Genomic DNA, 25,693 nt, shown 5'->3' on the forward strand with positions numbered 1-25,693 from the left:
TGCGTCTGGTGCGCCTGTATGTGAGCTTTTAAAAGTATTATTCAGCGACACCAAAGAATATCAGCAGTCTCTTGTCTACCTTCTCCCCGAAACTCAAATATCTTCTAACTACCAGATGCTAATTTAAAACCTTCAGCAATTGGCCCTAAAGCCAAGACTGGGAAGAAAGTCAACACCCCCAAAAGCAAGACAATACCAGCCGTGACAGTGGTAAATAGCAAGGAATCAGTTTTGAGGGTGCCAGAGGTTTGGGGTACTGTTTGTTTACGAGACATACGATCAGCTAATAGCAGGATGGCAGTCATGGGAATATAACGCCCTGCCAAAATGCTGAAACTGCCGCTTAAATTCCACCACAGGCTATTATCTGCCAATCCTTCTAAACCAGAACCATTGTTAGCACTAGCTGAGGCGTACTCATAAACGACTTGAGAAATGCCATGAAAGCCGGGGTTAGTAATGCCGGAAAGGGAAAAGGGATAAGCTAAGGCGATCGCACTGGGAATTAACACCAAGATAGGATGAATCATCAATACCATACTGGCGAGGATAATTTCCCGCCTTTCGATTTTGCGCCCAAAAAATTCTGGTGTGCGTCCGACCATCAGTCCTGTGAAGAATACAGTCAGAATCAGGTAAACTAACAGATAAGCTGTGCCAATTCCTTGACCACCCCAAATCATTTGCCAGCATAAATTAAATAAAGTCGCAAATAGTCCTGATGGCATTAAGGAGTCGTGCATGCCGTTGACAGCACCGCAGACGCTAGCGGTTGTCATCACTGCCCATAGTGCTGTTTCTGCCCAACCAAATCGGACTTCTTTACCTTCTAAATTCGGCTGTTCTACTCCTAAAGTGCCATTGACGAGAGGATTACCTTGTAGTTCTCCTCCGGCAGCTATCCAGACGAGAATGATAAATACTGCAAATACCATCCAAAACAACAGCCAAGCTTGTTTGATGTTTTTGGCAAACACACCATAGGTGTAAATCATGGCGGCGGGAATGGCAATCATGGCGATGATTTCGATCAAGTTCGTCACACCATTGGGATTTTCAAAAGGATGGGCTGAGTTAGTAGCGAAGAAGCCACCGCCGTTATCACCCAACATTTTGATCATCTCAAAGGAGGCGACAGGGCCTCTAGCTATGTATTGGGTTCCTCCCTCTAGGGTGGTGACAGTCAAAGGTGCTTGTAATGTTTGCGGTACACCTAAAGCAACTAAGGCGATCGCACCCAGTACCGAGATAGGCAGTAATATCCTGGTAATGGCACGGATGAGATCAACGTAAAAGTTGCCTAAGTTTCTCCCCGTTATTCCCCGAATAAAGGCAATACCCACCGCTAACCCAGTAGCAGCCGAGGTAAACATCAAAAATCCTAAAGCTGCAACTTGCGAAAAGTAACTCAGGGTTGTTTCAGGAATGTAATGTTGTTGGTCAGTATTAGTAACAAAAGAAACTACAGTATGGAGGAGAGTATCCCACCTGGGCGCACCAAATCCATTGGGATTTCCAGGTAAAACTCTTTGCAAAAATATCAGTAAATACACTAGCAAACCCATGCACAGGTTAGTGGATAGTATTGCTTGTACATACTGCCAACCCGTCATTTCATCTTTAGGGCGAATCCCCGCGATTACATAGAAACTGCGTTCTATCGGATTCATGACAGCATCTAATAATGTCCGTTCACCGAGGAACACACGCGCTATGTAATTACCCAGAATGGGTGTGATTGCTATCACAATACATAGTGTTAAAACAATTTGTAACAAACCTTGTCCCATTGATTTCGCGCTCAATTTTCAGCCAATACTGTCTAGCTAATTCTGAGAAATAAAAAATAACCTATTTATATATCGGAGTGTGAGCAATTTGGCAATATTTCACACTACTCAATTCATTTAGCTATGATTATGGTTTTCAGTCTTGATAATTTTCTACGTAATCTGTGAACTACCCAACCTTGGCTTTCCTTACGGAACGCTTACGCGAACGCCTGTAGGTTGGGCTTCTGTACTCACGGGGGAGTGCCGCAGATGAGACTTTCGCCCCATCTTTGGTCTTACCTCCCCTCCTACAGCAGAGACGGCTGAACCTTCCGCCTTTAGCATTCTGATACCTTCTGCTCTAATGTTTATCGCTGCATTTCCATCCCTATCATGATGAGTACCGCAGTGAGGACAAGTCCATTCACGGATATCTAAGGGCATTTCACCCATCTGATAGAAACAATTAGAGCAAAGCTTGGAACTGGGGAACCATCTATCAATTTCAACCAATTTCCCACCTTTGCGTTCTAGTTTGTAGGCTAAGAAATTGGTAAACATTCCCCATCCACAATCAGATATTGCTTTCGCCAAATTGTGATTACGAACCATGCCCTTGACATGAAGATTCTCTACTATGACAGCTTGGCTATCGCTGGCCAACTTGTAACTAAGTTTATGTAGGAAATCTTGCCGCGAATTGCTTACTCGTTCGTACACTTTAGCGACAACTTTACGATATTTATTTCTTGAATTACTCCCTTTGACTTTACGTGCTAATTTTTTTTGCTTCCGCTTGAGATTCTTTTCATGTTTGGCAAAATGTTTAGGATTGTCGTACTTGGACACTTTTTCGCCATCGGTAACGACAGCAAAGTGTTTTAGTCCTAAATCGATACCATAAATTTTTCCTTCTGCAATAGTAGGGGTTTCCCCTTCTACTTCTGTCAGGATAGATGCAAAGTATTTACCTGATGGCGTTTTACTAACAGTGACAGTCTTGATTTTTCCCTCAATTGGTCTGTGTATTTTGGCTCTAACTATTCCGATATTGCCGGGAAGTTTTACATTTCCATCGACAATTTTGACATTTTGAGGGTATTGAATCGACTGTTTACCATGCTTAGATTTGAATCTAGGAAAACCAGCACGCTTATCAAAAAAGTTTTTGTACGCAGTGGTCAAATTGAGTGTTGTAGCTTGTAAAACTTGACTATAACAATCAGCCAACCATTCTGTATCTTTCTCTTTTTTGAGCTTAGGTAACAGTGTATTGAGTGCTACTTGTCCAAGTCCCTTACCTGTTTCTTTGTAAGTTTCAATTGACTTATTTAGAGCATAATTCCACCACCAGCGAGAACACCCAAATGTCTGCGCCAATAGTGTTTCTTGCTCTTTTGATGGGTATAAACGAACTTGAACAGCTTTGTGTAGCACTCAGTATCACCTCCTTGATTTTTATATCTTACTACTATCTACAGTTGGCAGTAAAGTAAAACCGGAAAATATTTGGCTACTCCTCATGTATCTTTTTCCTTACCAACCTACGGTTGATGATTGTCAAAGATAAAATCGTCGCAGCCCGCTATTCATCCCTACCTTGCTTCGCTGTTCGCGTAGCGTCTCGCAGAGAAGGTAGGGACTTTCGCGTTACGTTAAATCTTAGTTATATTACTTGGTTGTTAATAGTGTTTTATCTACCATAGAGAAAAAAAGATATTAGGGACTAGAGGCTTAATTGCCTCTGTAAACCTGGATAATTCCCCTAATTAGCCACAAAATTGCAGATTAGATGATATTTACAGGGTCTACATCGATTGTCAAGCTAACACCATCACAACAGAGCGATCGCACTTCCTCCCAATCAGGTAACTGCGGTAAAGTGTCGGGATCAAACTTCAGCAATATTTGCCAGCGATAACGATTAGCCACGCGCATCACACTAGCTGGTGCCGGGCCTAATATTTCAAATCCCTCATAAGCATCTAAATGTGTAGCCATGATTTCGGCTGTATTCTGTACTTGGATGGGATCAAGACTACTCAACCGCAGTAAAATTAATCTACCGTAAGGTGGGTAATTCAGGTCTTGGCGTTGTTCTAATTCTGCTTGTACAAACGAGTGATAATCATGATGTCTCACCGCCGCAATTACCGAATGTTCTGGGGTGTAGGTTTGCACAATCACCCTACCAGGTTCATCACCTCTGCCAGCCCTGCCAGCTACTTGCGTCAGGGTTTGAAATGCTCGTTCACTGGCGCGATAATCTGATAAATGTAGCAAACCATCAGCCGCCACCACCCCCACCAGTGTTACTTGCGGTAAATCTAAGCCTTTGGTAAGCATTTGTGTTCCCACTAATAAATTCGCTTCCCCGTTAGCAAACCGAGTCAGTAGGGTACGATGTGCGCCTTTGGTGCGGGTGGTATCGCTATCAAAGCGGATGTAAGTTAAATTTGGGAACTGTCGGCTTAATTCCTGGGCGACTCGCTGAGTACCACTACCAAAGAATTTCAGGTAAGGGGACATACATTCGGGACAATTTTGGGGATGCGATCGCACATAATTACAATAATGACAGCGCAACAATTGCGGCGCGTCTAATTCCGTTTGGTGATACGCTAAAGACACATCACAATGCGGACATTCCAACACATAACCACAACTGCGACAAGAAACAAAAGTGCTATGTCCCCGGCGATGAATAAATAAAATTCCCTGTTGTTTTGTCTGTTGCAGTTGTTCTAAAGCTTGTTGTAGCTTTCTACTAAATATAGAACGATTCCCCTCCTGTAACTCTTGCCGCATATCCACCACTTCCACCGGTGGTAAAGGGCGCGAGTTGATGCGTTGCGGTAGGGAAAGGTAGAGACTCTTGATTGGGGATGGGGAAAATATCATATCCCCCATCTCCCCCATCTCCCTCATATCCCCCATCTCCCCCATCTCCCTCATCCCCACATTTACCCAACTTTCCAAGGAAGGTGTCGCCGAACCCAATATTAAGGGACAGTTTTCTAATTCGGCGCGCCACTGGGCAACGGTGCGGGCGTGGTAGGTGGGGATGGGTGAGTCTTGTTTAAAACTAGAGTCGTGTTCTTCGTCGAGGATAATTAAACCTAGGTTGGGTAAAGGTGCGAAAATCGCGCTACGTGTGCCGATGACGATTTGCGGTTCGCCTGTAAGCATTTGTCTCCAGGTGTCATAACGTTCACCTTCTGAAAGCGCGCTGTGATAAACACTGATTTTATTACCGAAGCGGGCGCGAAATCGATCTGTGAGTTGCGGTGTGAGTCCAATTTCTGGGACTAAGACTAGGGCGGATTTTCCTTGTGTCAGTAAGGGAGTGATCGCTTGTAAATATACTTCTGTTTTGCCGGAACCTGTGATCCCATGCAACAATACTTGATGAAATCCCTCAAGCTGTTGAATACTTGCTAAAGCATTGGCTTGCTCTGGATTTAATAATTTTGGTTCATCTAAAGCTAAGGCTTGTCCTTGTTCTGTGCGTAATACTTCCCTTTCTTCAATAGCAATATAGCCTTTTTGTACCATTGACTTGAGGGTAGAGGAACTCGCGTTGGTAATTTGCAGTAATTCACTTTGCCACAACTCACCGCCACGCTTTCGCAATACTTCTAAAATTTCTCTTTGGCGAGTGGTTAAATCTCTGTCAATTGCATTAATTAATATGACTGCTTTTTGGCTTTTTGGTCGAGTTGTTCGCGGTGGTTCTAAGTAGCTTTCTACTAAACCCATTCTTAATAATTCCCGCACTCCTCGATAGGCAGATTTAACTTTTTTTTGTAAATAAGCAAAACTATAATCTCCGGCTGGTTGGGCTTGTAAAAGTTGCACAATTTGCTGTGCCGCCGGACTTAAAAATGCCGTGGTAGTTAATCTTTGATTCGACGATATTTTGTCTGTTTGCTGCGTGATTAAACGGATACGACGTTGCGATCGCCCTAACAATCCCGGTGGTAAAGCCACCCGAATCACCTGCATCACAGGGGTATAATAGTAGGATGCTACTCTATTTAACAATTCCCAATAACCACTAGCGAAAAAACCAGAACTGACAACATCTTCTACTTCCCGAATTTTTTCTAGTGGCAAATCGGCAGGCGGTTGCGATATCAACCGAATCGCTACGCCTCCCACTTGTTGAGTACCGAAAGGTACACTCAATATATCCCCAGGGTTAATTTCTAACTGCCTTGGCAAGCGGTACGTAAACAGTCCAGAATTGCCTGGACAATCTACCAGCACTTCGACATAGCCATTCACATTTGTAGCGGTGCGGTAAAATTCTTTAGTCTCATTAACTTTTAACTGGTATAAATTTACTTGATGAATATACATATTTGGTGATTTTTCTAGATAAATATTCTTATTGGCCTCAACCGTCAGTACAGAATAGACTTAATTCCCTCAACTATAAATTTTAATCTTCAGAGTGAAATTGTAATTGACAATACTTTTATCACTCATAATACTTGATAACTTTCCTCTTATGTAATCTACCAGACAAATTGATGCTAGCCCCTCGTGCCATAAATATTTGAAGTCCACCATCCCCAACAGGATGTTTTTCTGCATCGCAGCATCTAACCAGGAAGGTATCCTATCCTTCAATAGTTAAAAAAGACAGAATACAGAAGCAAAAAAAGTGCAAAAATCATCCTGAGATAATGAAAATAATCAGTTCGCTAATTCTACTAAACAAAGATAAAATATCACCGACAATTATCAAATTGGGAATTATGACATTCCCACTATCTCACTACCTATTTAGGAAATAGTTAGCTTATCTACTAAATAGGGAATAGCGTTTTTCAGTCTATTGATAGATATTCAACCCTTTGTGTATATGAGATGCTTTTATACAAACATTTTTTTTTGCAAGAAGTAAATTACTTGATTTTTACCATTAACAAATTTTATCAACAACAAGTTACACTAGGCTAAGAAAACTGACAATTACGTAATGAATCACCGCCAAGAACTCAAAAAACTTTAAAAAAGTATATAATTCGTAAAATTTAAGGGAGATTTAACTATATTTTTCTCATTGTTGAGCTAGAGAATGGTTTGGGGGGTTTGACAGATTTAGAGATTAATAAAAAAATAAAGAATATATCTGTGAAAACCTGGGAAAATCAAATTTGGGTGCAAAAAAGCCTGGTTGAGAAGTTTAAGTTAGCTGCCACCAATAACGAATAACGAAAAATTAATTTGAACTTCTATAGATTACTTCACATATCCCTGCATGATGCGCTTAAACAGGTGTGTTATCGCCTAGATAAACTACCAAATATCAGTGGTAAATAGCTGTCATTAAATTATGTACCAAACAAAGCAAGCATCCCTCAAGGAAACTATGAATATTGTTGAATTGGGAACGATGGAAATAATAGAGACTCATGTCGAAAATGAAGACACAACTTTTGAAAGTCTAGAAATAGTCATAGAAGAAGCCCCAGTAGCAGAAAATCTGGACACAGATGAACGTGACGGGGATGAAATGGCAGCTGCCAGACCATCTGGTTATAACAAAACCGAATATGATGATGCTGTTGGTGCCTTTTTTAAAGAAATGGCACGCTATCCGTTGCTGAAACCGGATGAAGAGGTAGAATTAGCCAGGCGAGTCAGATTTTTAGAAGATGTCAAAGATTTACAAGAGACTTTGGCATTAGAATTAGGACAGTACCCTACCAAAGCCCAGGTAGCAGAAAAATTAGAGATTACAGAAAAACAACTAGAAAACCGCTTGTATCAAGGTAGAGTAGCCAAGCGGAAAATGATCCGCTCAAACCTGAGATTAGTAGTATCAATAGCCAAGCGATATCTCAATCGGGGAGTACCTTTTCTAGACTTAATCCAAGAAGGTGCAATGGGATTAAACCGCGCCACAGAAAAATTTGATCCCGACAAAGGATATAAGTTTTCCACCTACGCATACTGGTGGATTAGACAAGCGATTACCAGAGCGATCGCCAACGATGCCAGAACCATCCGGCTACCGATTCACATCGTAGAAAAACTTAACAAACTTAAAAAAGCCCAACGGGAACTCAAGCAGAAACTCAGCCGTAACCCCTCCGAACCAGAAATAGCAGAATTTTTAGAAATTAGCGTTCAACAACTACGGCAACTGCAACAACTCAGAAGACAAGCCCTATCACTCAACCACCGTGTCGGAAAAGAAGAAGATACAGAACTCATGGATTTGCTGGAGGATGAAGATAACCTCTCACCCGAAGCAAAAATGAACGAAAACATGATGCGACAGGAGATTTGGGAAGTCTTAGGAGATGTCCTCACTCCACGGGAAAAAGATGTCATCTCTCTCCGCTACGGTTTAACCACCAGCGAACCCTGCACACTAGAAGAAGTCGGGAATATGTTCAACCTATCCCGTGAAAGAGTCAGACAAATCCAAAGTAAAGCCATGCGAAAACTACGCCGTCCCCACATCGCCAAACGCCTCAAAGGTTGGCTAATTTAAGCCAAAACTCAGGAATAGAGGAGAAAAACTCATGACTAATGACGGTTGACTATTGACTGTTGACAGATGACTATGGACTAATGACTATGGACTAATGACCATAGACCCATGACCATAAATAGTGATCTCATCGTGCGTTTTGCTGAACCTGCTGATAGCACAACGCTTTTTGACTTAATTAAGGGGCTGGCAGAATACGAAAGACTATCTCATGCCGTCACTGGTGACGCTTCGGCACTAGCGGAGCATTTATTTGGCTCTCCAAGATATATAGAGGCATTATTGGCAGAATACAAAGGTAAAGCCGTAGGTTTTGCCTTGTTTTTTTATAATTACTCAACCTTCCTTACCAAACCAGGTATTTATCTCGAAGACTTGTTTGTTTTACCAGAGTATCGGCGACAAGGTATTGGCAAAGCACTCCTGAGCAAAGTTGCTCAAATTGCTGTTGCCAAAGGTTGCGGCAGGTTAGAGTGGAGTGTTCTGGATTGGAATGAGTCAGCCCAAGCCTTTTATCGCCGCATGGGAGCATCCATTTTAGACGACTGGCGAATTTGTCGCGTTACAGAAGAAGCAATCAGCCAGTTAGCAGCTAAAGAATCATGAAGTTTGACAGTCTGTCATTTGACGCAGGCAATGGAGTCACCTGAAAATTATTCAGGAAGATATCGGTTTGAATGAGCTTTTTTGCAGAGAGAACACAAAATGAAGCAACTTTTTTCATTACTACTGCTAGGCATAGCAATCTTCACCTTTGCCTTCAGTAAACCCGCTTTGGCTGCTGACAGTGCCAATGGAGCTAAATTATTTAGTGCTAACTGTGCTGCTTGTCACGCAGGCGGTAAAAACTTAGTACAAGCCAACAAAACCCTGAAGAAAGAAGCCTTAGAACAGTATGGTATGTACTCAGCAGAGGCAATTATTGCTCAAGTAACAAACGGTAAAAATGCCATGCCTGCCTTCAAAGGTCGTTTAAACTCTAGCCAAATTGAAGATGTGGCTGCCTACGTACTTGAACAAGCCGATAAAGGTTGGTAGTAGCTCAACAGTTAAATTTTAACTGACAAAAATAGTGGGGCATCACCCACTATTCACAAATATTTTTAGATAAAAGTATCTGGATATAAACCTTTTATTTTTAGACAAAAATCAAGCAATTATATCTACAATTATTTCTTCTATATAAAAATAGAAATTAATCCAGTCTAATTTAAAAAACTATTATAATCCTGTCCTGAAAAAGATGATAATTTAAGTTAGCTTAATAACAAAATATTCAGACATAAAATAATCCTCTTCATCTCAGGTTATTTGAGGTATACAGAACCTTACTTGATTCAAGAAATTCAAGTTATAGATTTGTGTTTATCTGAACCAGATTGAGACATAAATTAGAAGTTTATGTCTGATTGTTTAATTGATAAAACTTGAATAAATAGATAGATTTTGTCAACATCAGAGGTATGTTAGACAACATTATCGCCTACAAATATCAAAAATTGATAGATATAATTTATGACGACTATGATGATTTATGATAACTTGCACCATTCTTAATAAACGTAGGGCGATGCACTGCCCACAACGTAAACATCAGAGTTTGAGCGAATTTTTAGGAGTGCATCGCCACCCTGTAATCGCAATCAAGCAACTGGTGCAAGATGTAAGTTGAGAAATCTCAATCAGCTTAATCCAATAACTATCAACTTATATGTATTTAGAAATGCCTAATTAAATTTGCTGTTAAACAGTATTTATTTATCAAAAAAAGGAGGAACAGCAATGGCTAACATCACAGTTGATCAACTACATCTGACAGGTTATGATTTGTTTCAAGATTTTGAAACCTTTCTCAATGACTTGACTCATCAAACCATAGACTTGATTGCCGGTGGTGGTTATAGTGGTTTTTTTGGATTTGGTGGCTATACTTTTTATTCCAACGGCTCATATAATTCCTTCCCCAGAGCCTATCCAGTAACCTATGGATATGGCTATGGCTATGGCTATGGCTACAAAAAAGGATACTACTGTTAAATTTTAGCTCCATAATTTAAATTTTGATTCGGAAAAGTAAATTTAAAGACTTTTCCGATTTTCATATAATATGGCTGATATGAGAGCCAGAATTGAAAATCAAGTATTGTTGCTGCATCGTGAAGACTTACCAGAGTTTAAGAAGGGGGGTTCAGTCGTCAGAAACTCTTACTTTTGGGCATTGCGTTCTATTGCTGGTAAAGCTTCGCGTTATCGTGATTGGGAATATGAAACAGAGGTTTGGTTAGCACTAGCGCGAATGCTGTTATCGTTTGCGGAGTCTGGTTACTTGGGTTATCGAGAAACCATCTTAGAGTTTCCCCTATCGCAAGGGGAAATTCCTGATGTGTTGCGAGACGTTTCCACTTGGGAATGATATGACACTTGTAGTCTAGCTACCTTAGCTACCCCAATTTTCCCACTAAAAAATGGGACAAAAACTTTTTCATACTCAATATAGCAATCCTATTTGATTCTTGAACAAGACTCAGTACACACTGAAACCCTGATTTCCTGTTGCCTGTTGCCTGTTGCCTGTTCCCTGCCCACACAAATAAATTCAAAAATCAAACCGGATTACTATATGTCAAATTAGAACCAGAATTATTTGCAATTTCAGATATTACGGGTAGTATAGTTTAGGCATCCGGGAATTATTTAAGACAAGTTTTTTTGTCCAAAAATTTTTGCTGCCATGAGGAAACACTAGCAGTTATTAGTTAGTCTGTTTTTTAGCAGAAGTTAAGGATTTTTACTGAGTTATATGACAATGGAAAAGCACAGGCTCAATTCCCAGAATCAGTTAATGAGTAGCAGTCTCAAACGAGAGTACCTGACAAATCATCTGGCCAAAAATTTATTCATTGGCTTGTGTGCTGCTTTACCAGTGACTTTGGCATTACCTGTAGCAGCTTTGCAAGTACAGGTGAATCCTGCTAAACCTCGATTGGGCGATACATTATCTGTATTGATCAATTTAGACAATCCAAACAATGGTATGACTCCAGAGGTGTCTGTGGGAAACAAAAATTACCCAGCATACAAAATTGCACCCAAGAAATACCGAGCGTTGATACCTACAACTCCCTTGGAAAAGTCTGGTAATAGAGTGATTAAAGTTGCTGCCGAAGGTCAGTCCAAAAACTTAGCTGTAACATTAAGTAATCGTAAATTTCCGGTACAGCGTATTAATTTACCACCAGGAAAGTCTGGTAGTAGGGCGACTGAATACGAACTCAATCGAGTAGCAGAGTTTAAAACCTTACTAACACCGCAAAAATATTGGAATGGCAAATTTCTCAGACCAAATAAAGGGCGTATCAGTACGATTTATGGTGTACGTCGCTACTATAACGGTAAATTTGCCAATGATTACTACCATCGTGGCCTTGACTATGCTGGTGCTTCTGGTTCGCGTGTAATTGCTCCAGCCGCCGGTAAAGTTGCTTTAGTAGGTACTGTATCGCAAGGATTTCGAGTACATGGCAACACAGTTGGTATTGATCATGGTCAAGGAGTGATTAGTATTTTTCTGCACCTGAATCGGATTAACGTCAAAGAAGGTGATTTTGTCAAGGCTGGACAATTAATTGGTACAGTAGGTTCAACAGGTGCTTCTACAGGCCCCCACTTGCATTGGGGTTTGTACGTGCATGGAGAATCTGTTGATCCCACACCTTGGAAAACACAAAAATGGGAATAGTAGCGGTGTGATTAATCGCTGTGCTGTGAATTCTGGTATATTTTTTTCGATAATATAGGCAAAATAATTTTGTTCGGTACCGTCCTTACCTTGCTTGGGTAGCTGAAATAAAAATGAGTGTTATGAGTATTGCAAAAATTGTAGAACAAGCTCTCCAGGATGGTTATCTCACACCAGCAATGGAAGCAGAAGTTGGACACATTTGTGACAACGCTTCAGAACTCTCAATTGAAGAGTACATGGCGTTAGATCGATTGATGGGCGCATTATTAACTGGTGAGGTAGTGGCGGTACCTCGCAAACAGTTTATTAACGTCATGGAAGAATTGGTACTTACGGAAGCGATCGCCCGCGTTGCAGAAATTGAAGCTACCAGTGAGAGAACCATAGATGTAGGAGATATCGCCGCCTATACTCTCAACCGTCTCCCACCTTTATATGCCACCACAGAAGAAGGTGCTAACTACCAACGTCAACGTGCTAAAGCTGAACTGCAAGAATTAATTGTTCAGCAAGTTAATGAAGCTATCAGCCGTAACCTTGGCAATCGTCACGATCAAAGAACACCAGTTGTAGGCAAAACTACAGGTAACGAGTTATTGCGTCAAATGAGTAGCTTACTACAAGTCTACGCACCAAATTTTGAGGAAAAATCCTCAACCTAAATTCATAGTACAGACGCGACGAGTCACGTCTGTACTGTTATTTTCACTGTGAGACTGTTGACGATTATTCACGCACTACGACTGTCGTACCTATAGCTACCTGATCATAAAGCAAGCGCACATCAGAGTTACGCATTCTTAAACAGCCGTGAGAAATCGCAGTTCCTAATAGATGAACGTCTGGAGTACCATGAAACCCGATTTCATTGCGTCCATCTGACCAAAAACCGATCCACCTTGCTCCTAAAGGACTATCAGCACCAGCCGGAAAAATTTTACCGGTTATCGGGTGTTGCCAAATTGGATCGTGTTGCATATGTTGAATTTGAAAAGAACCTGTTGGTGTTTCCCAACCTTCCTTACCTATAGCTACTGGGTAGCTGGCTATAACTATATCTCCCGCATAAACGTAAGTGCGGCGATCGCTTAAATCTACCACCACTTGTCTGTGGGAATTTTTGCTTGGCGCAGATGATCGTTGTTGAGGGAAAATATACCCCAGGATTGACTGGGGTTGAGCCGCAGAAGGTGAATTCTGTTTTCGTTCCGGCGTTACTAACTGTGATTTTTTCGGTGAGTTAGTGGCTAAAGCTACATTTTCGCTGATAATATCCCCATTATCATCAGGCTTAATCACCGAGGACTTTGGTTGGGAAGCCCTGGGGGATTTTTGCTCTGGAGGTGTAGATGCGCCAAATGCGGTTTCTCCTAAACCTCCCCTGTAAACAACCCCATTGATACTAGCTGTAGTGGAGGTTGGTGGTTTAAACTGCCCTTGCGTTGCCGTAATGCGCCAATGGACAGCTAGCGATAAGATGGCTGTGCCACAGCAGGTAAACATCACCATACGCACTAGAGATTCATTTCTTACCATTGCCATCGCTTATTGTTTATCCCTGACATATTTAGCTAATTCATTGAATGACTTGATGATGTAATTATCAAGAATTTATCAATTCTTATCTGTTCCCTCATAAAGAAGCTAATACCCTTGGGCAAACTAAAGTTATGAGAACATTCCAGTGAAAAAATTTCTGGATTGCCTACGTGTTTATCTGGTATTCCCAAGATAAATTTTTTAACTTAAAATTTATCAGTATCAATCTCCTAGTGCAAGAATAAATTCTGAATGGTGTGGGTGGGAGAAAGACTATGTTAGAAAAACTATTGCTAGCAGTCACGATTACATTTGCCCTCAATTTATTTGTTCAAGTTCGTGTTCCTCAGCAAGCCAATTCTGGTGATAGTTACCAAAACGACACAAAACCATCAACCACAATTTTAGTAAAGAGACCGGAAAAATAACATTTTTGTGAGTTAAATCCCGGTAATCGCTGGATAATTGGACATATCATTTACCATCAGTAAAACTCTATTCCTAGGGGCAAAGCTAGTCATTTGCTGGCTATATCTGCCTCTCTGTATTTGACACGAGATAGTGCCAGCCACGAAGTTTCAATACTTACTGATACAAATCCCCGATTTTGAAGTATGGGGATGAGACTTTTGCCTGTTGCCCGTTAAGAGTTCCCTGTGAATAAAAATCAATGCTCATCAATTAACTAGCTGCCAGATGATTCAGGTTTTCATCTGATTATCTAGTAACTCAAATTACATCATCAAAGATTTAAAAACTCTGTCTCGAAAATCACTCTTAAAAGAAACTGCCAATTCACAGGAAACTAGCCTCATTCAAAACTGAACTTTTGTTATACTGGGTAGCTATCATTTTGCAGCATACGACACACTATTTGTCAAGTTCAAGTAGTCAGATGATATGATCTGCACAAAGTATATGATTGCTGTAACCTAACAGATAGATAGTTAGCAATAGTCCAACAAAGTTACTAGGTAATTACTCATTAGCAACAGTGACATCTTGCAAAAACAGAAATGCACCCAAAGTGCCATAACTCAGTGTTCCAGTCTCAAATCCGTCACTTATTCTGGAACAAGCTGCCAATTACCGGGTCTAATAGATAGGGATGATTTACAGCCAGTACGATCTATGAGTCAATCGATTACTGTATCCTGGTCAACCGTTGATGCGAGGTACTCAGAAGCATCGGTGCAAGTTGACAAACTCTCTAACCACGATTTGATTTTGCGCTGTCAAATGGGAATGCGCCCAGATCGTGCTGCGTTTGCAGAACTTTTGCGCCGTTATCAAAGCCAAGTTGATAAGGTTTTGTACCACCTAGCTCCAGATTGGCCAGATAGAGCTGATTTGGCTCAAGAAGTTTGGATTCGAGTGTATCGGAATATTAGCCGATTACAAGAACCATCTAAATTTCGGGGCTGGTTAAGCCGCATTGCCACCAACTTGTTTTATGATGAGTTGCGTAAGCGCAAGCGAGTAGTTAGCCCTTTGTCACTGGATGCACCCCGTTCAGTAGATGACGGTGAAATGGATTGGGAAATAGCTGGAGACACTCCAGGGCCAGAGGAAGAACTGACAACCAGAGAGTTTTACGAGCAGTTACGTGAGGCGATCGCCGATTTACCAGAAGTATTCCGGACTACAATTGTTCTCAGAGAAATCGAAGGCATGGCCTATGAAGAAATAGCCGAAATCACCGGAGTTTCCCTCGGAACAGTCAAGTCGAGAATCGCTAGAGCCAGATCAAGATTGCAAACTCAATTGCAAAACTATCTTGATATTTAATTTACAGTATCTTCACTCTGCCCTATGGCAGAATTTAAGCATTGATTAAGAATTGTGAGGAAAGTGGATCGTGCTTCTGCCATCAGGAGAACAATTTAATAACTATGCTCTCAGAATTGACCACTCCTTTGATCCGTCGATGAATTGGTAATAATGTTAATATGACTACTGATTCTCAGTTTCATGAATCTTGTCGGTGGCAACGTCCGAGAGACCTACCAAATGAGATGGCAAAGCATACCAAGAAAGCAACGGGTGCTATGGATATGGTGAAGCGCGATCGCTTTGAATTATTGAGTGCTTACCTAGACGGCGAAGTGACAGCCGACGAACGCAAGCAAGTAGAGGAATGGTTAGCCAATGATGCCGCAGTTCAGCGTCTGTATGCCAGACTATTAAAGCTGAGACAGGCTTTACGGACTATGCCTGTACCAACACCCCAGCATTCCCCAGAAACAACCGCCAAAGAAGTATTTGCGCGTGTTAATCGTCGTTCTCGGCTAAATTTAACTTTTGGTGGTGCGGCTATTGCTGCTTGTGTGATTGGTGCAATATCAGGCTGGCTGCCAACAAGAGAATCTGGCATACCGCAACTAGCACAACAACCACAAATACAACCTAGCCAACCTACCCAAACTGCCACAGAACCAACAGTAACGTCCTCACCTTTGATGGTGGCTATAAATAATCCAGTGATCGAAATTCCCAAGGCAGCAGTTTCATCTTCTGAACAACCAGTCAACTTGAAGATACTACAGCAAGGAGAAATTGACCCAGGCCTTAATTAATTCAAAATTCAAAATTAAAAATTCAAAATTAAGAACATTTAGAGATTGGGCATAGGGCATCGATGCACAGGGCATTGGGCATTGAGGTAAAATTTACTCTGCACCCCTACACCCCCATTCCTGAAACATTCTTTAATTTTGAATTTTGCGAAAATTTCTGTAGGCGGGTTTCCCGCCGTAGGAAACTTTTCAAGACGAATTTTGAATTTTAAATTTATGTGTCCCCACTCCCTGCTAAACCGCAGCCACTCCACCAGCCATCAGGTAGGTGAATTCCTCCTAACTGATTAACCCGTTGTGGGTGCATCAGATACACCCAAGCCCAATCAAGGGATAAACCCAGCAGATTGTACACTTCCATCTGCTGGCGATGATAAAGGTTTTCTGAAATTGGTCGCGTGGGGTCGTAATCTTCCAACTCATCTAGGGCTGCTAAAATTCCAGGGTGAGCAAAAGAAAGTAAGTAACCGTGAATTAGCTCTTGTCCATTTGTCATCGCTGGATAGCCTATTGGCAAAGCAAACAGTTTACCCAAAGTCGTTGCTCTTTGGGCTGCTACTACCTTACCTGCACAGTATTCTTGGTAATTCGCTTCCCCTGGCTTGAGTGTCCCATAAACAAAAACCTGCACTCTATCAGAAATTTTTGCCTTTAATTCAGCCATCCCTTGTTTAATCCCACTGATTGATTTGCCTACCATCAACTACAATATGGAGGCAGACCAGATTACAGATCCAGTAGGAGAATTTTCGGTGGATTCCCGATACAACCCAGCAGCAATTGAGGAAAAATGGCAACAAACATGGGCAGAACTTGGCTTAGATAAAACCCCTACAGATACCAGCAAGCCCAAATTCTACGCTTTATCCATGTTCCCCTACCCATCCGGTAGCCTACACATGGGTCACGTCCGTAACTATACAATTACCGATGTGATTGCCCGCCTCAAACGAATGCAGGGCTATCGGGTACTGCATCCAATGGGATGGGATGCCTTTGGTTTACCAGCAGAAAACGCCGCCATTGACCGGGGTGTACCTCCTGCTAAATGGACTTATCAAAATATTGCCCAAATGCGGCAACAATTAAAGCGTCTTGGTTTATCCATTGATTGGGATTCTGAAGTCGCTACCTGTTCACCAGACTATTACAAGTGGACACAATGGATTTTCTTGCAATTTTTGCAAATGGGGTTAGCTTACCAAAAAGAAGCAGCCGTTAATTGGGATCCCATCGACCACACTGTATTAGCCAACGAACAAGTTGATAGTGAAGGACGTTCTTGGCGCAGTGGTGCGAAAGTTGAGCGCAAATTGTTGCGCCAGTGGTTTTTAAAGATTACCGACTACGCCGAAGAATTACTCCAAGACCTAGATAAATTGCCAGGTTGGCCGGAACGAGTCAAGTTAATGCAAGCTAACTGGATCGGAAAATCTACAGGCGCGTATTTAGAATTTCCTATCGTTGGTAGCGATGAAAAAATTGCTGTGTATACTACCCGCCCCGACACGGTTTTTGGTGTCAGCTACGTAGTATTAGCACCAGAACATCCCCTGACCAAGCAAGTCACCACCAAAGACCAACAAGCAAAAGTAGAAGCCTTTATTCATGAGGTGACAAATCAGAGTGAGTTGGAACGTACCGCCGAAGACAAACCAAAACGCGGCGTTCCCACTGGCGGTAAAGTAATTAACCCCTTCACCGGGGAAGAAGTACCCATCTGGATTGCTGACTATGTACTGTATGAGTATGGTACTGGGGCGGTGATGGGTGTACCTGCCCATGATGCACGGGATTTCAAATTTGCTCAAAGATATGATTTGCCCATTGATTTTGTCATCGCTGACCCCAAAGATGTCGCCGGGTTTGATTTAACTCCCCCATCAGAGACAGAGGAAGTTACACAACTGGTACAGGTTGACTACAATGAGGCATACACTGAACCGGGAACTTTAATTAATTCCGGTGCTTTTACTGGCATGAACTCCACAGATGCCAAGCAAGCAATCACAAAACACGCCCAAGAACACGGCTTCGGTAAGGAACGGGTGCAATATCGCCTCCGAGATTGGTTGATTTCCCGACAACGGTATTGGGGCGCACCGATTCCCGTGATTCACTGCCCCAATTGTGGGATAGTACCAGTACCGGACGCTGATTTACCTGTACAGTTACCAGAGGAAGTTGAGTTTACCGGCCGGGGTGGTTCACCGTTGGCACAGTTGGAAAGCTGGGTAAATGTGCCTTGTCCAACTTGTGGCACTCCAGCGAAGCGGGAAACCGATACAATGGATACCTTTATTGATTCTTCCTGGTATTTCTTGCGGTATCCTGACGCACAAAACGTACAGCAGATTTTTGAGTCAGGCAAAACTAATGACTGGATGCCTGTAGATCAATATGTGGGTGGTATTGAACACGCGATTTTACATTTGTTGTATTCGCGCTTTTTTACCAAAGTTTTGCGGGATAGAGGTTTATTGAATTTTGATGAACCCTTTGAACGTTTGTTGACGCAAGGGATGGTACAGGGTTTAACTTACATGAACCCTAACAAGGGTGGTAAAGATAAATGGATTCCTTCCCATTTGGTTGACCCCAATAACCCCCGTGACCCCCAAACGGGTGAACCTTTGCAGCGTCTTTATGCCACGATGTCTAAATCAAAGGGTAATGGTGTCGCACCAGAGGATGTGATTGCTAAGTATGGTGTAGACACGGCGCGGATGTTCATCTTATTTAAAGCACCACCCGAAAAAGACTTGGAATGGGATGAAGCTGATGTTGAAGGGCAATTCCGCTTTTTAAATCGGGTTTGGCGTTTGGTGACGGAGTATGTGGAAGCTGGGGTATGTCGCAAGCAAGCACAACTTTCTGATTTAAGTAAGCCAGAAAAGGATTTACGCCGGGCAGTTCATACGGCTATCCAAGCGGTGACGGAAGATTTAGAAGATGAGTATCAATTCAATACTGCGGTTTCGGAATTGATGAAGTTGAGTAATGCTTTGACTGATGCTAACTGCCAAAATTCGCCCATTTATGCCGAAGGTATTCGGACTTTGGTGGTGATGTTGGCTCCTTTTGCGCCACACATTGCTGATGAATTGTGGCATTTATTGGGGAATAAGTCATCAGTACATACTCAAGGCTGGCCTGCTTTTGCACCGGAGGCTTTAGTGGCTGATGAAATTACTGTGGTGATTCAGATTAATGGTAAGAAGCGGGCTGATATTCAAGTTCCGGCGCAAGCTGATAAGGCGGCTTTAGAAAAGTTTGCTTTGGAGTCTGAGGTGACTCAGCGTTACATTGAGGGTAAGGAGATTAAGAAGGTGATTGTTGTGCCTGGAAAGTTGGTTAATTTTGTGGTTGTTTAAGGGTTAATGGCATGAGGGCTGAGAGATTTTTTGGCTCTCATGTCTTTGTTTTTTCGTGTTGCGGAAAAAATTTTTTAAAAGCTCACGCAGAGGCGCAAAGACGCAAAGGGTTTCTTGTGTCTGTGTGAGGTTAATCAAGGGATTTTAAGTATATGTGGGGTGTGTTAGTGGAGAGTACGGCACTATGATTCAAACTATAAATTTTGTGTGATGATGTCTTCCAATAATCCACTAACTACCATATTCAGATTTAAAGTGTAATCTATATACTGAAAGGTTTCTGCTAAAGGTCGTAAAGTTTTTTTCCAACCTAAGCCATCTGTAACCCAAATAAATTTGTGTCCCTGTTGTGATAAAAAATCAAACAGTGTTTTATATTCTCCTGCTGTAGCTTTGAGTTTAGAACCACCTCCACCATAGAAATTTACTTCTATTAAGTAAAGGCTATTCTGATGTTTGATGGCAAAATCAAAACGACGGCTTGATTTATCTACCTGAACGTTGATGTTCCACTGTGAGAATATTTTTTCAGATGTCGCCTGTGGCATAAATAAAAAGTTATTTTGTTGGCATATTGCACTAATTAAATTGGCTAGTATTGTCTCCATTGTTGTACCAGCACGATTCTTTCTTGCGTTAGTATCTAATCCAACTTCTATTCCTAAAACATAGTCTGGTATACTTTTAATTGTTTTATTGCGGAAAAGTTCTAAAACACCTGTATTCTTCGTAAACTCTAAAATATCATCAATGTCTGATTCAGTAAGTAAAATTGGATTATCAAAATTCAAATATTGATAACTTAATTTACCTTGTGTGTAATCTGTTAATATTTGGAAGTTGCTATTTCGGCAAGCGATAAGTATGGGAATGGTATTTATCACTTGAGGATACTGTTTGATTAGGTTACGAAATTCTGTTTCTATATCCTCTTTTCCCACTAAGTAATTTAAAGTATTGAGATGAATTTCTACATTCTGCAATTTTTTTAATATTTTTTGCCAATCAACAAAGTAATCCCAAATAGTGATAGAGTTTATCAATGTCCTCTGAAAATATTGGAACACATCATTTTCATTAGAGCAATCCAAATAGGTTTTAAAAATAGGATGAAACTTCATATTTCCTTCACTAATATCGTTTCTTAATGTAGCTTGCGTGGCGTAGCCATAGATGCACTTTATTTTGCACTGTAGAGACGTTGCATGCAACGTCTCTACATGATTGATTTTGTGCAACCTCATAGAGAATTGGCATAACTCAACAATCAATTAATAATTTAGGATTAATAATTCATTAATCGCTTGTCTTTTTAATGGATTACTGTTTATATTTCTTTTAGCTCTGACTTTTTCTATCCGATAACCTTTATAGGCTGTTTCAAAAAAATTGTCGTTGATATTTGTATTTTTGGGGTCAGAATTACTTAATAGTAGTGATGCTCCTTTTTTATCTAGGCTTTGAAAAAAGTCTCTTAGCCTTAATTGTTGAGTATCATCAAAGGTTTGTTGTGAATAAGCAGTAAAGGATGATGTATCATTAAGTGGTCTATAAGGTGGGTCAAAATATACAAAAGTTTGATTGTCTACAAATTTTTCACAATCACTAAAGTCACCATTTAAAATCTGTGTTCTTGCTAAGATTTTAGCTACGGCTTTTAAGTTCCTTTTATCACATATTAATGGCTTTTTATATTTACCTATTGGTACATTAAAATGACCATTGGAATTTACACGATAAAGTCCATTGTAACAAGTTTTGTTGAGAAAAATTATGTGGGCTGTTCTTTCTAGCCAAGCAGAATTATAATCATCTAAGTTTATATATTTTTTTTGTTGATTAAACCTGTTTCTTATCTGATAAAAGTAGTTATTTCTTTCTACTTCATCAAAAGATAAATACATAGATTCAATATCTGATAACAATTCAATTAAATCATCTACGTTATTTTTAATTGTTTTATAAGCAATAATTAATTCTGTGTTGATATCAGAAATAAATAATTCTGAAATTTGATATTTATGTGCTATGTAGAAAAAAACTGCGCCACCTCCTATGAATGGCTCTATATACCTGGTTATTGCTCCTTCTTGCAATTCTTTGGGAAAAAAATTACTCATTTGCTCAATTAGCTGACTTTTTCCACCAGCCCATTTCAAAAAAGGTTTCGGAAGTGTTGATTTTACTGGCAAGGTCGGTACTTTTGAAAGCATTTACGTTATTGAGACAGGTATGTTAGATACCTTAATATAGTACATTTGAATTAAAATAATACACGAAAATCAATAAAGGATGGGTTAAGCAAAGGCTTAAGTGATAGATATCTTGCACCTTTCTCAATAAGCGTCAGGTGGGCATTGCTAACAACGTAAAACTAAAGCTTTGAGCAACTTTCAAGCAATGCCCACCCTACAAACATTTTCATCAAGGAACAGGTGCAAGATGTTTGTTAACCCAAGGTTGACTGTAACTCTTTCTGCGCTTGTTCTAGGGCTGCTGGTAATTTACTGGCATCGCGTCCGCCGGCTTGGGCTAGGTTTGGTCTACCACCACCACCACCGCCGCAAATTTTGGCTACAGCACCGATAAATTTACCCGCCTGTAAGCCTTTTTTGTTGACTTCAGGACTGAAGGCTGCAACTAGGCTCACTTTCCCTGCTTCGGGAACTGAACCTAATACTACTGCACCGTTGCCAACTTTTTGTAGTAAGCGTTCAGCTGCGGTTTTTAAGGATTCGGGGTCAACGCCTTCTAATTCGGCGACTATAATTTTATGATCGCCTAATGTGGTGGCTGTTTGTAGTAAGCTGTCTGATTTAGCGATCGCTAATTGTCCTTTGAGTGTTTCTAGTTGCTTCTCAGTATTCCTCAGTTCGGTTTGTAGGGTGGTGATTCTCTCTGGTAGTTCTTCGGGTTTGACTTTAAAGCGATCGCTTAAATCTTTAACTACTTTATCCCGTACATTCAAATAATCCAACACCGCCGGGCCAGATACAGCTTCAATTCGTCTCACCCCAGAAGCTACACCAGCTTCAGTGATTATCTTAAATACACCAATCTCCGCAGTATTACTGACGTGCGTACCGCCGCACAATTCCATCGACACGCCAGGAAAATCAATCACCCGGACTTCATCGCCGTATTTCTCCCCAAACATCGCTACAGCACCTCTAGCTTTCGCTTCCGCTAAGGGTAATACTTCCACTTTGGCTGAGTGGGCTTCGGCTATCCAGGTGTTAATCTGTTCTTCGACTTGTTGAATTTCCTCTGCTGTCAACGCACGGGGACAGTTGAAGTCAAAGCGCAGTCTGTCGAAGGATACCAAAGAACCGGCTTGAGATATCCCCTCATCCACAATTTTCTTTAAGGCTGCTTGTAACAGGTGGGTTGCGGTATGATTAGCTTGGGCGCGACGACGACAAGCGCGATCAATTTGGGCGGTGACGTTATCGCCTACGCGCAGGGTTCCCCGTTCGATGCGTCCGAAGTGGACAAAGAAATCTGATTCTTTTTTGACATCTTCCACACGTACGACTACCCCATCACCGGAAATATAACCGCGATCGCCTATTTGTCCCCCTGATTCAGCATAAAATGGGGTTTGATTCAAGACAATCTGCACATCTGTTCCGGCTTCGGCTTCCTCTTGGGAAACACCACTGACTAATAAAACTTCAACTTTCGCCGTTGTCGCAGGTTGGGTATAACCTAAAAACTCTGTAGCGTGGATGTGTTCCGCGAGTTTGTCGAGTGAACCTTGCACTGTTAAGTCGATGGTTTCATGTGCAGCTTTGGCGCGTTCGACTTGCTTTTGCATCTCGACATTAAAGCCAACTTCATCAATGGTGAGGTTGTTTTCTGCGGCGATTTCTTGGGTGAGTTCTAGGGGGAAACCGTAGGTATCATATAAAGTGAAAGCACTTTCACCACTAATTGAGGTTTTTCCTTGCTGTTTCACCTGTTGGATAATTTCCTCTAGAAGTTTCTCACCTCTATCTAAAGTTTTGAGGAAATTCCTTTCTTCTCGTTGCAGTTCGGCTTTAATTGCCGCTTCCCGTTGCCGCACATTCGGGTATGCTGATTCCGAGAGAGCGATCGCAGTTTCGGCAACTTGATTGATAAACTCGCCAGTAATCCCAATTAATCGACCATGACGCACTACTCGCCGAATTAGTCGCCGCAAGATGTAACCCCGTCCTACATTGGAGGCGCGGATTTCATCTGCTATCATGTGGACGACGGAACGGACATGATCCCCGATAACTTTTAGGGAAACTTTGGTGTTTTCGTCGCTGTTATGGTAGTCAATTCCGGCGATTTTAGCGGCTGTCTGAATAATCGGGAAAATCAAGTCTGTTTCATAGTTATTCGGCACTTGTTGGAGAATTTGCGCCATTCTCTCCAAACCCATACCTGTATCGATGTTTTTATTTTGCAGGGGTGTGAAGTTACCTTCTGCGTCCCGGTTGTATTGCATGAACACGAGGTTATAAAACTCGATAAACCGGGTGTCATCTTCTAAATCAATGTTATCATCGCCTCGTTCTGGGTGGAAGTCGTAATAAATTTCTGAACAAGGGCCACAGGGGCCTGTGGGGCCAGATACCCAGAAGTTATCATCTGCGCCCATGCGTTTAATTCTGGCTTCTGTTACGCCAATTTTATCTCGCCAAATTGCAAAGGCTTCATCATCTTCTTCAAAGACGCTGACTACTAGGCGTTCTTTTGGGAGTTTAAATACTTCTGTGGAAATTTCCCAACCCCAAGCGATCGCTTGTTCTTTAAAATAGTCACCAAAGCTAAAGTTACCCAGCATCTCAAAAAATGTATGATGCCGTTTGGTGCGTCCGACATTTTCGATGTCGTTGGTACGGATACACTTTTGGGAAGTTGTCGCCCGGTTAAATTCTGGTGTGCGCTGCCCCAGGAATATCGGTTTAAATGGTAGCATCCCCGCGATTGTCAGCAGCACAGTTGGGTCTTCTGGCACGAGGGAAGCACTAGGTAAAATTTGGTGTCCCCTTTGGGCAAAGAAATTAAGGAATTGGGCGCGAATTTCATTACCACTGAGTTGCTGCGGGTTTAAAGACATGGGTCGAACTTAAAAAGTAGTGTAAATCAACTAGGGAACGTCTGCACAGAAGCATTTGTCTCTGCTACAGACACAGTATGCCCCAATAAAACATATCTAGGCCATGACTTAGATGTTGTGGGGACGTATATCTACTAAGTGTTTTTCATAAGTAGCTCTCTATATTTTTGCATTTTGTTTCCTTTACTGCCACGAATTTATGCCTCTGTACAGTGCTGTGTGATTATGATGTGCTTTTCTGTATGTCATGTTGCAATTACCTATCTTTAGTCAGATGAGCGATCGCTAGCTAATTTGATATCCTCAATTTACATCTTGCATTAGTTGCGTTATTGCAATTAACTGCCGTTGGGCAATCTGGAAAATTCACTCAAATCTTGATTTTTACGCTATCGGCATTGTCCACACTACGCTCATTGAAAATCAACCTTACAAGATATCAACCTCTAACTAGCGCACAATACGCTAGCCAAAAATCAAAGAAACACCTGCTGTTACACCCCTACACCCCTACACCCCATTCCCTATATTTCTTGAGAGTTAAGTCTTGAGAATCTTGTAGGGTGCTTCAGAAAAAGAATTTGCTCACAATCAACAGATTTTTCACATCTGACGCACTCTCATCATCCTTGAGGAATTAGAATCAATATTGAGGTAAGTGATGGCTCTAAAATTAAAAGTTCCAAATATTGCTTGTGATGCTTGTGCCGAAAAAATCACCGATGCGATTCATGTGATGGAGCCTGATGCTTTAGTTGATGTCAATGTCCAAGATAAAACTGTGACTGTAAAATCAGACGCTTCTGAAGAGTCAATTAAGCAAGTAATTGTTGCCAGTGGTTATTCTATAGAAGGCTATTAAGCATTGATTAATCTCCTCATCAGTTAAATCTGGATGTAGCTACATCTGCCCAAATCATTTTGGATAATTACAGCCGGGTGAGGAGAAAAATATGGCAATAATTAGTGTTTTCCCAGATTTATCTTGACTAATTCAGTAAATACACCAGGGAACAGGTTTGAAAGTCTCTTAGCATAAGACTTTCTTCCTAAAATTTGTCCCTCATTTACCTTAAATCTGCTGTGT

General features: G+C 41.3%; 20 protein-coding genes. 12 read left to right on the top strand and 8 right to left on the bottom strand.

Going from position 1 to position 25,693, the window contains the following annotated elements; all coding sequences use genetic code 11:
* Positions 1–104 precede the first annotated feature (104 nt).
* The 3 genes from kdpA to priA form a co-directional block, all read right to left on the bottom strand.
* A complete protein-coding gene (gene kdpA, locus A3775_RS19395; protein ID WP_066378637.1) occupies positions 105–1,790 on the bottom strand; it encodes a potassium-transporting ATPase subunit KdpA in 1,686 nt (561 codons plus the stop codon).
* Between the two features lie 189 nt (positions 1,791–1,979).
* On the bottom strand, positions 1,980–3,209 hold the full coding sequence (locus A3775_RS19400; protein WP_066426364.1) for an RNA-guided endonuclease TnpB family protein: 1,230 nt from the start codon (positions 3,207–3,209) through the stop codon (positions 1,980–1,982).
* Between the two features lie 351 nt (positions 3,210–3,560).
* Positions 3,561–6,134, bottom strand: coding sequence for a primosomal protein N' (priA, locus tag A3775_RS19405; RefSeq protein ID WP_066426366.1), 2,574 nt, complete (start codon positions 6,132–6,134; stop codon positions 3,561–3,563).
* 982 nt (positions 6,135–7,116) lie between these two features.
* Here priA and A3775_RS19410 point away from each other — a divergent pair.
* The 7 genes from A3775_RS19410 to A3775_RS19440 all read left to right on the top strand — a co-directional run bounded on the left by A3775_RS19410 (position 7,117) and on the right by A3775_RS19440 (position 12,687).
* Positions 7,117–8,283: an RpoD/SigA family RNA polymerase sigma factor gene (locus tag A3775_RS19410; RefSeq protein WP_066378634.1), complete on the top strand. Its 1,167-nt coding sequence runs from the start codon at positions 7,117–7,119 to the stop codon at positions 8,281–8,283.
* A gap of 108 nt (positions 8,284–8,391) precedes the next feature.
* A complete protein-coding gene (locus tag A3775_RS19415; RefSeq protein ID WP_066378632.1) occupies positions 8,392–8,889 on the top strand; it encodes a GNAT family N-acetyltransferase in 498 nt (165 codons plus the stop codon).
* A gap of 99 nt (positions 8,890–8,988) precedes the next feature.
* Complete coding sequence (gene petJ / locus A3775_RS19420; RefSeq protein ID WP_066378630.1) at positions 8,989–9,321, top strand: cytochrome c6 PetJ; 333 nt, start codon at positions 8,989–8,991, stop codon at positions 9,319–9,321.
* A 744-nt stretch (positions 9,322–10,065) separates the two neighbouring features.
* Complete coding sequence (locus A3775_RS19425) at positions 10,066–10,320, top strand: hypothetical protein (RefSeq protein ID WP_066378628.1); 255 nt, start codon at positions 10,066–10,068, stop codon at positions 10,318–10,320.
* 79 nt (positions 10,321–10,399) lie between these two features.
* Positions 10,400–10,696 carry a hypothetical protein gene (locus A3775_RS19430; RefSeq protein WP_066378626.1) on the top strand — a complete coding sequence of 99 codons (297 nt, stop codon included), beginning with the start codon at positions 10,400–10,402 and terminating at the stop codon, positions 10,694–10,696.
* Positions 10,697–11,083: 387 nt separating this feature from the next.
* Positions 11,084–12,022: a M23 family metallopeptidase gene (locus A3775_RS19435; protein WP_082803800.1), complete on the top strand. Its 939-nt coding sequence runs from the start codon at positions 11,084–11,086 to the stop codon at positions 12,020–12,022.
* A 122-nt stretch (positions 12,023–12,144) separates the two neighbouring features.
* A complete protein-coding gene (locus A3775_RS19440; protein WP_066378689.1) occupies positions 12,145–12,687 on the top strand; it encodes a late competence development ComFB family protein in 543 nt (180 codons plus the stop codon).
* Positions 12,688–12,751: 64 nt separating this feature from the next.
* Here A3775_RS19440 and A3775_RS19445 read toward each other — a convergent pair whose 3' ends face one another.
* A complete protein-coding gene (locus A3775_RS19445; protein ID WP_066378623.1) occupies positions 12,752–13,567 on the bottom strand; it encodes a L,D-transpeptidase in 816 nt (271 codons plus the stop codon).
* 272 nt (positions 13,568–13,839) lie between these two features.
* Between A3775_RS19445 and A3775_RS24770 the strand changes: the two genes are divergently transcribed.
* The 3 genes from A3775_RS24770 to A3775_RS19455 all read left to right on the top strand — a co-directional run bounded on the left by A3775_RS24770 (position 13,840) and on the right by A3775_RS19455 (position 16,140).
* Positions 13,840–13,992 (top strand): hypothetical protein, encoded by a 153-nt coding sequence (locus A3775_RS24770; protein WP_197480196.1) that lies wholly within the window; start codon positions 13,840–13,842, stop codon positions 13,990–13,992.
* Positions 13,993–14,695: 703 nt separating this feature from the next.
* A complete protein-coding gene (locus A3775_RS19450; protein WP_066378622.1) occupies positions 14,696–15,352 on the top strand; it encodes a sigma-70 family RNA polymerase sigma factor in 657 nt (218 codons plus the stop codon).
* 161 nt (positions 15,353–15,513) lie between these two features.
* Complete coding sequence (locus A3775_RS19455) at positions 15,514–16,140, top strand: anti-sigma factor (RefSeq protein ID WP_066426368.1); 627 nt, start codon at positions 15,514–15,516, stop codon at positions 16,138–16,140.
* Positions 16,141–16,354: 214 nt separating this feature from the next.
* Here A3775_RS19455 and A3775_RS19460 read toward each other — a convergent pair whose 3' ends face one another.
* Positions 16,355–16,804 (bottom strand): gamma-glutamylcyclotransferase, encoded by a 450-nt coding sequence (locus A3775_RS19460; protein ID WP_066426485.1) that lies wholly within the window; start codon positions 16,802–16,804, stop codon positions 16,355–16,357.
* An 88-nt stretch (positions 16,805–16,892) separates the two neighbouring features.
* Between A3775_RS19460 and leuS the strand changes: the two genes are divergently transcribed.
* Positions 16,893–19,514: a leucine--tRNA ligase gene (gene leuS / locus A3775_RS19465; RefSeq protein ID WP_066426486.1), complete on the top strand. Its 2,622-nt coding sequence runs from the start codon at positions 16,893–16,895 to the stop codon at positions 19,512–19,514.
* A 194-nt stretch (positions 19,515–19,708) separates the two neighbouring features.
* On the opposite strand, the gene A3775_RS19470 is transcribed toward leuS, so the two are convergent.
* From A3775_RS19470 to alaS, 3 genes are all read right to left on the bottom strand, one after another.
* Positions 19,709–20,635, bottom strand: a complete 927-nt coding sequence (locus tag A3775_RS19470; protein WP_066426374.1) for a type II restriction endonuclease — start codon at positions 20,633–20,635, stop codon at positions 19,709–19,711.
* 150 nt (positions 20,636–20,785) lie between these two features.
* Positions 20,786–21,727 (bottom strand): DNA adenine methylase, encoded by a 942-nt coding sequence (locus A3775_RS19475; protein WP_066378619.1) that lies wholly within the window; start codon positions 21,725–21,727, stop codon positions 20,786–20,788.
* 236 nt (positions 21,728–21,963) lie between these two features.
* Complete coding sequence (alaS, locus tag A3775_RS19480) at positions 21,964–24,606, bottom strand: alanine--tRNA ligase (protein WP_066426376.1); 2,643 nt, start codon at positions 24,604–24,606, stop codon at positions 21,964–21,966.
* A gap of 661 nt (positions 24,607–25,267) precedes the next feature.
* Between alaS and A3775_RS19485 the strand changes: the two genes are divergently transcribed.
* Positions 25,268–25,468 carry a heavy-metal-associated domain-containing protein gene (locus tag A3775_RS19485; RefSeq protein WP_066378616.1) on the top strand — a complete coding sequence of 67 codons (201 nt, stop codon included), beginning with the start codon at positions 25,268–25,270 and terminating at the stop codon, positions 25,466–25,468.
* Positions 25,469–25,693 lie beyond the last annotated feature (225 nt).

The sequence above is a fragment of the Anabaena sp. 4-3 genome, from assembly GCF_001597745.1.
Lineage (GTDB): Bacteria > Cyanobacteriota > Cyanobacteriia > Cyanobacteriales > Nostocaceae > Trichormus.

Bases quoted from the DNA above. Each gene is read 5' to 3' on its own strand.
- A3775_RS19460 (WP_066426485.1), bottom strand. From the start codon at position 16,804: ATGGCTGAATTAAAGGCAAAAATTTCTGATAGAGTGCAGGTTTTTGTT.
- A3775_RS19470 (WP_066426374.1), bottom strand. From the start codon at position 20,635: ATGAAGTTTCATCCTATTTTTAAAACCTATTTGGATTGCTCTAATGAA.
- A3775_RS19455 (WP_066426368.1), top strand. From the start codon at position 15,514: ATGACTACTGATTCTCAGTTTCATGAATCTTGTCGGTGGCAACGTCCG.
- A3775_RS19450 (WP_066378622.1), top strand. From the start codon at position 14,696: ATGAGTCAATCGATTACTGTATCCTGGTCAACCGTTGATGCGAGGTAC.
- A3775_RS19415 (WP_066378632.1), top strand. From the start codon at position 8,392: ATGACCATAAATAGTGATCTCATCGTGCGTTTTGCTGAACCTGCTGAT.
- kdpA (WP_066378637.1), bottom strand. From the start codon at position 1,790: ATGGGACAAGGTTTGTTACAAATTGTTTTAACACTATGTATTGTGATA.
- priA (WP_066426366.1), bottom strand. From the start codon at position 6,134: ATGTATATTCATCAAGTAAATTTATACCAGTTAAAAGTTAATGAGACT.
- A3775_RS19435 (WP_082803800.1), top strand. From the start codon at position 11,084: ATGACAATGGAAAAGCACAGGCTCAATTCCCAGAATCAGTTAATGAGT.
- A3775_RS19485 (WP_066378616.1), top strand. From the start codon at position 25,268: ATGGCTCTAAAATTAAAAGTTCCAAATATTGCTTGTGATGCTTGTGCC.
- A3775_RS19410 (WP_066378634.1), top strand. From the start codon at position 7,117: ATGTACCAAACAAAGCAAGCATCCCTCAAGGAAACTATGAATATTGTT.
- A3775_RS24770 (WP_197480196.1), top strand. From the start codon at position 13,840: ATGTTAGAAAAACTATTGCTAGCAGTCACGATTACATTTGCCCTCAAT.
- A3775_RS19430 (WP_066378626.1), top strand. From the start codon at position 10,400: ATGAGAGCCAGAATTGAAAATCAAGTATTGTTGCTGCATCGTGAAGAC.
- A3775_RS19440 (WP_066378689.1), top strand. From the start codon at position 12,145: ATGAGTATTGCAAAAATTGTAGAACAAGCTCTCCAGGATGGTTATCTC.
- alaS (WP_066426376.1), bottom strand. From the start codon at position 24,606: ATGTCTTTAAACCCGCAGCAACTCAGTGGTAATGAAATTCGCGCCCAA.
- A3775_RS19475 (WP_066378619.1), bottom strand. From the start codon at position 21,727: ATGCTTTCAAAAGTACCGACCTTGCCAGTAAAATCAACACTTCCGAAA.
- A3775_RS19445 (WP_066378623.1), bottom strand. From the start codon at position 13,567: ATGGCAATGGTAAGAAATGAATCTCTAGTGCGTATGGTGATGTTTACC.
- petJ (WP_066378630.1), top strand. From the start codon at position 8,989: ATGAAGCAACTTTTTTCATTACTACTGCTAGGCATAGCAATCTTCACC.
- A3775_RS19425 (WP_066378628.1), top strand. From the start codon at position 10,066: ATGGCTAACATCACAGTTGATCAACTACATCTGACAGGTTATGATTTG.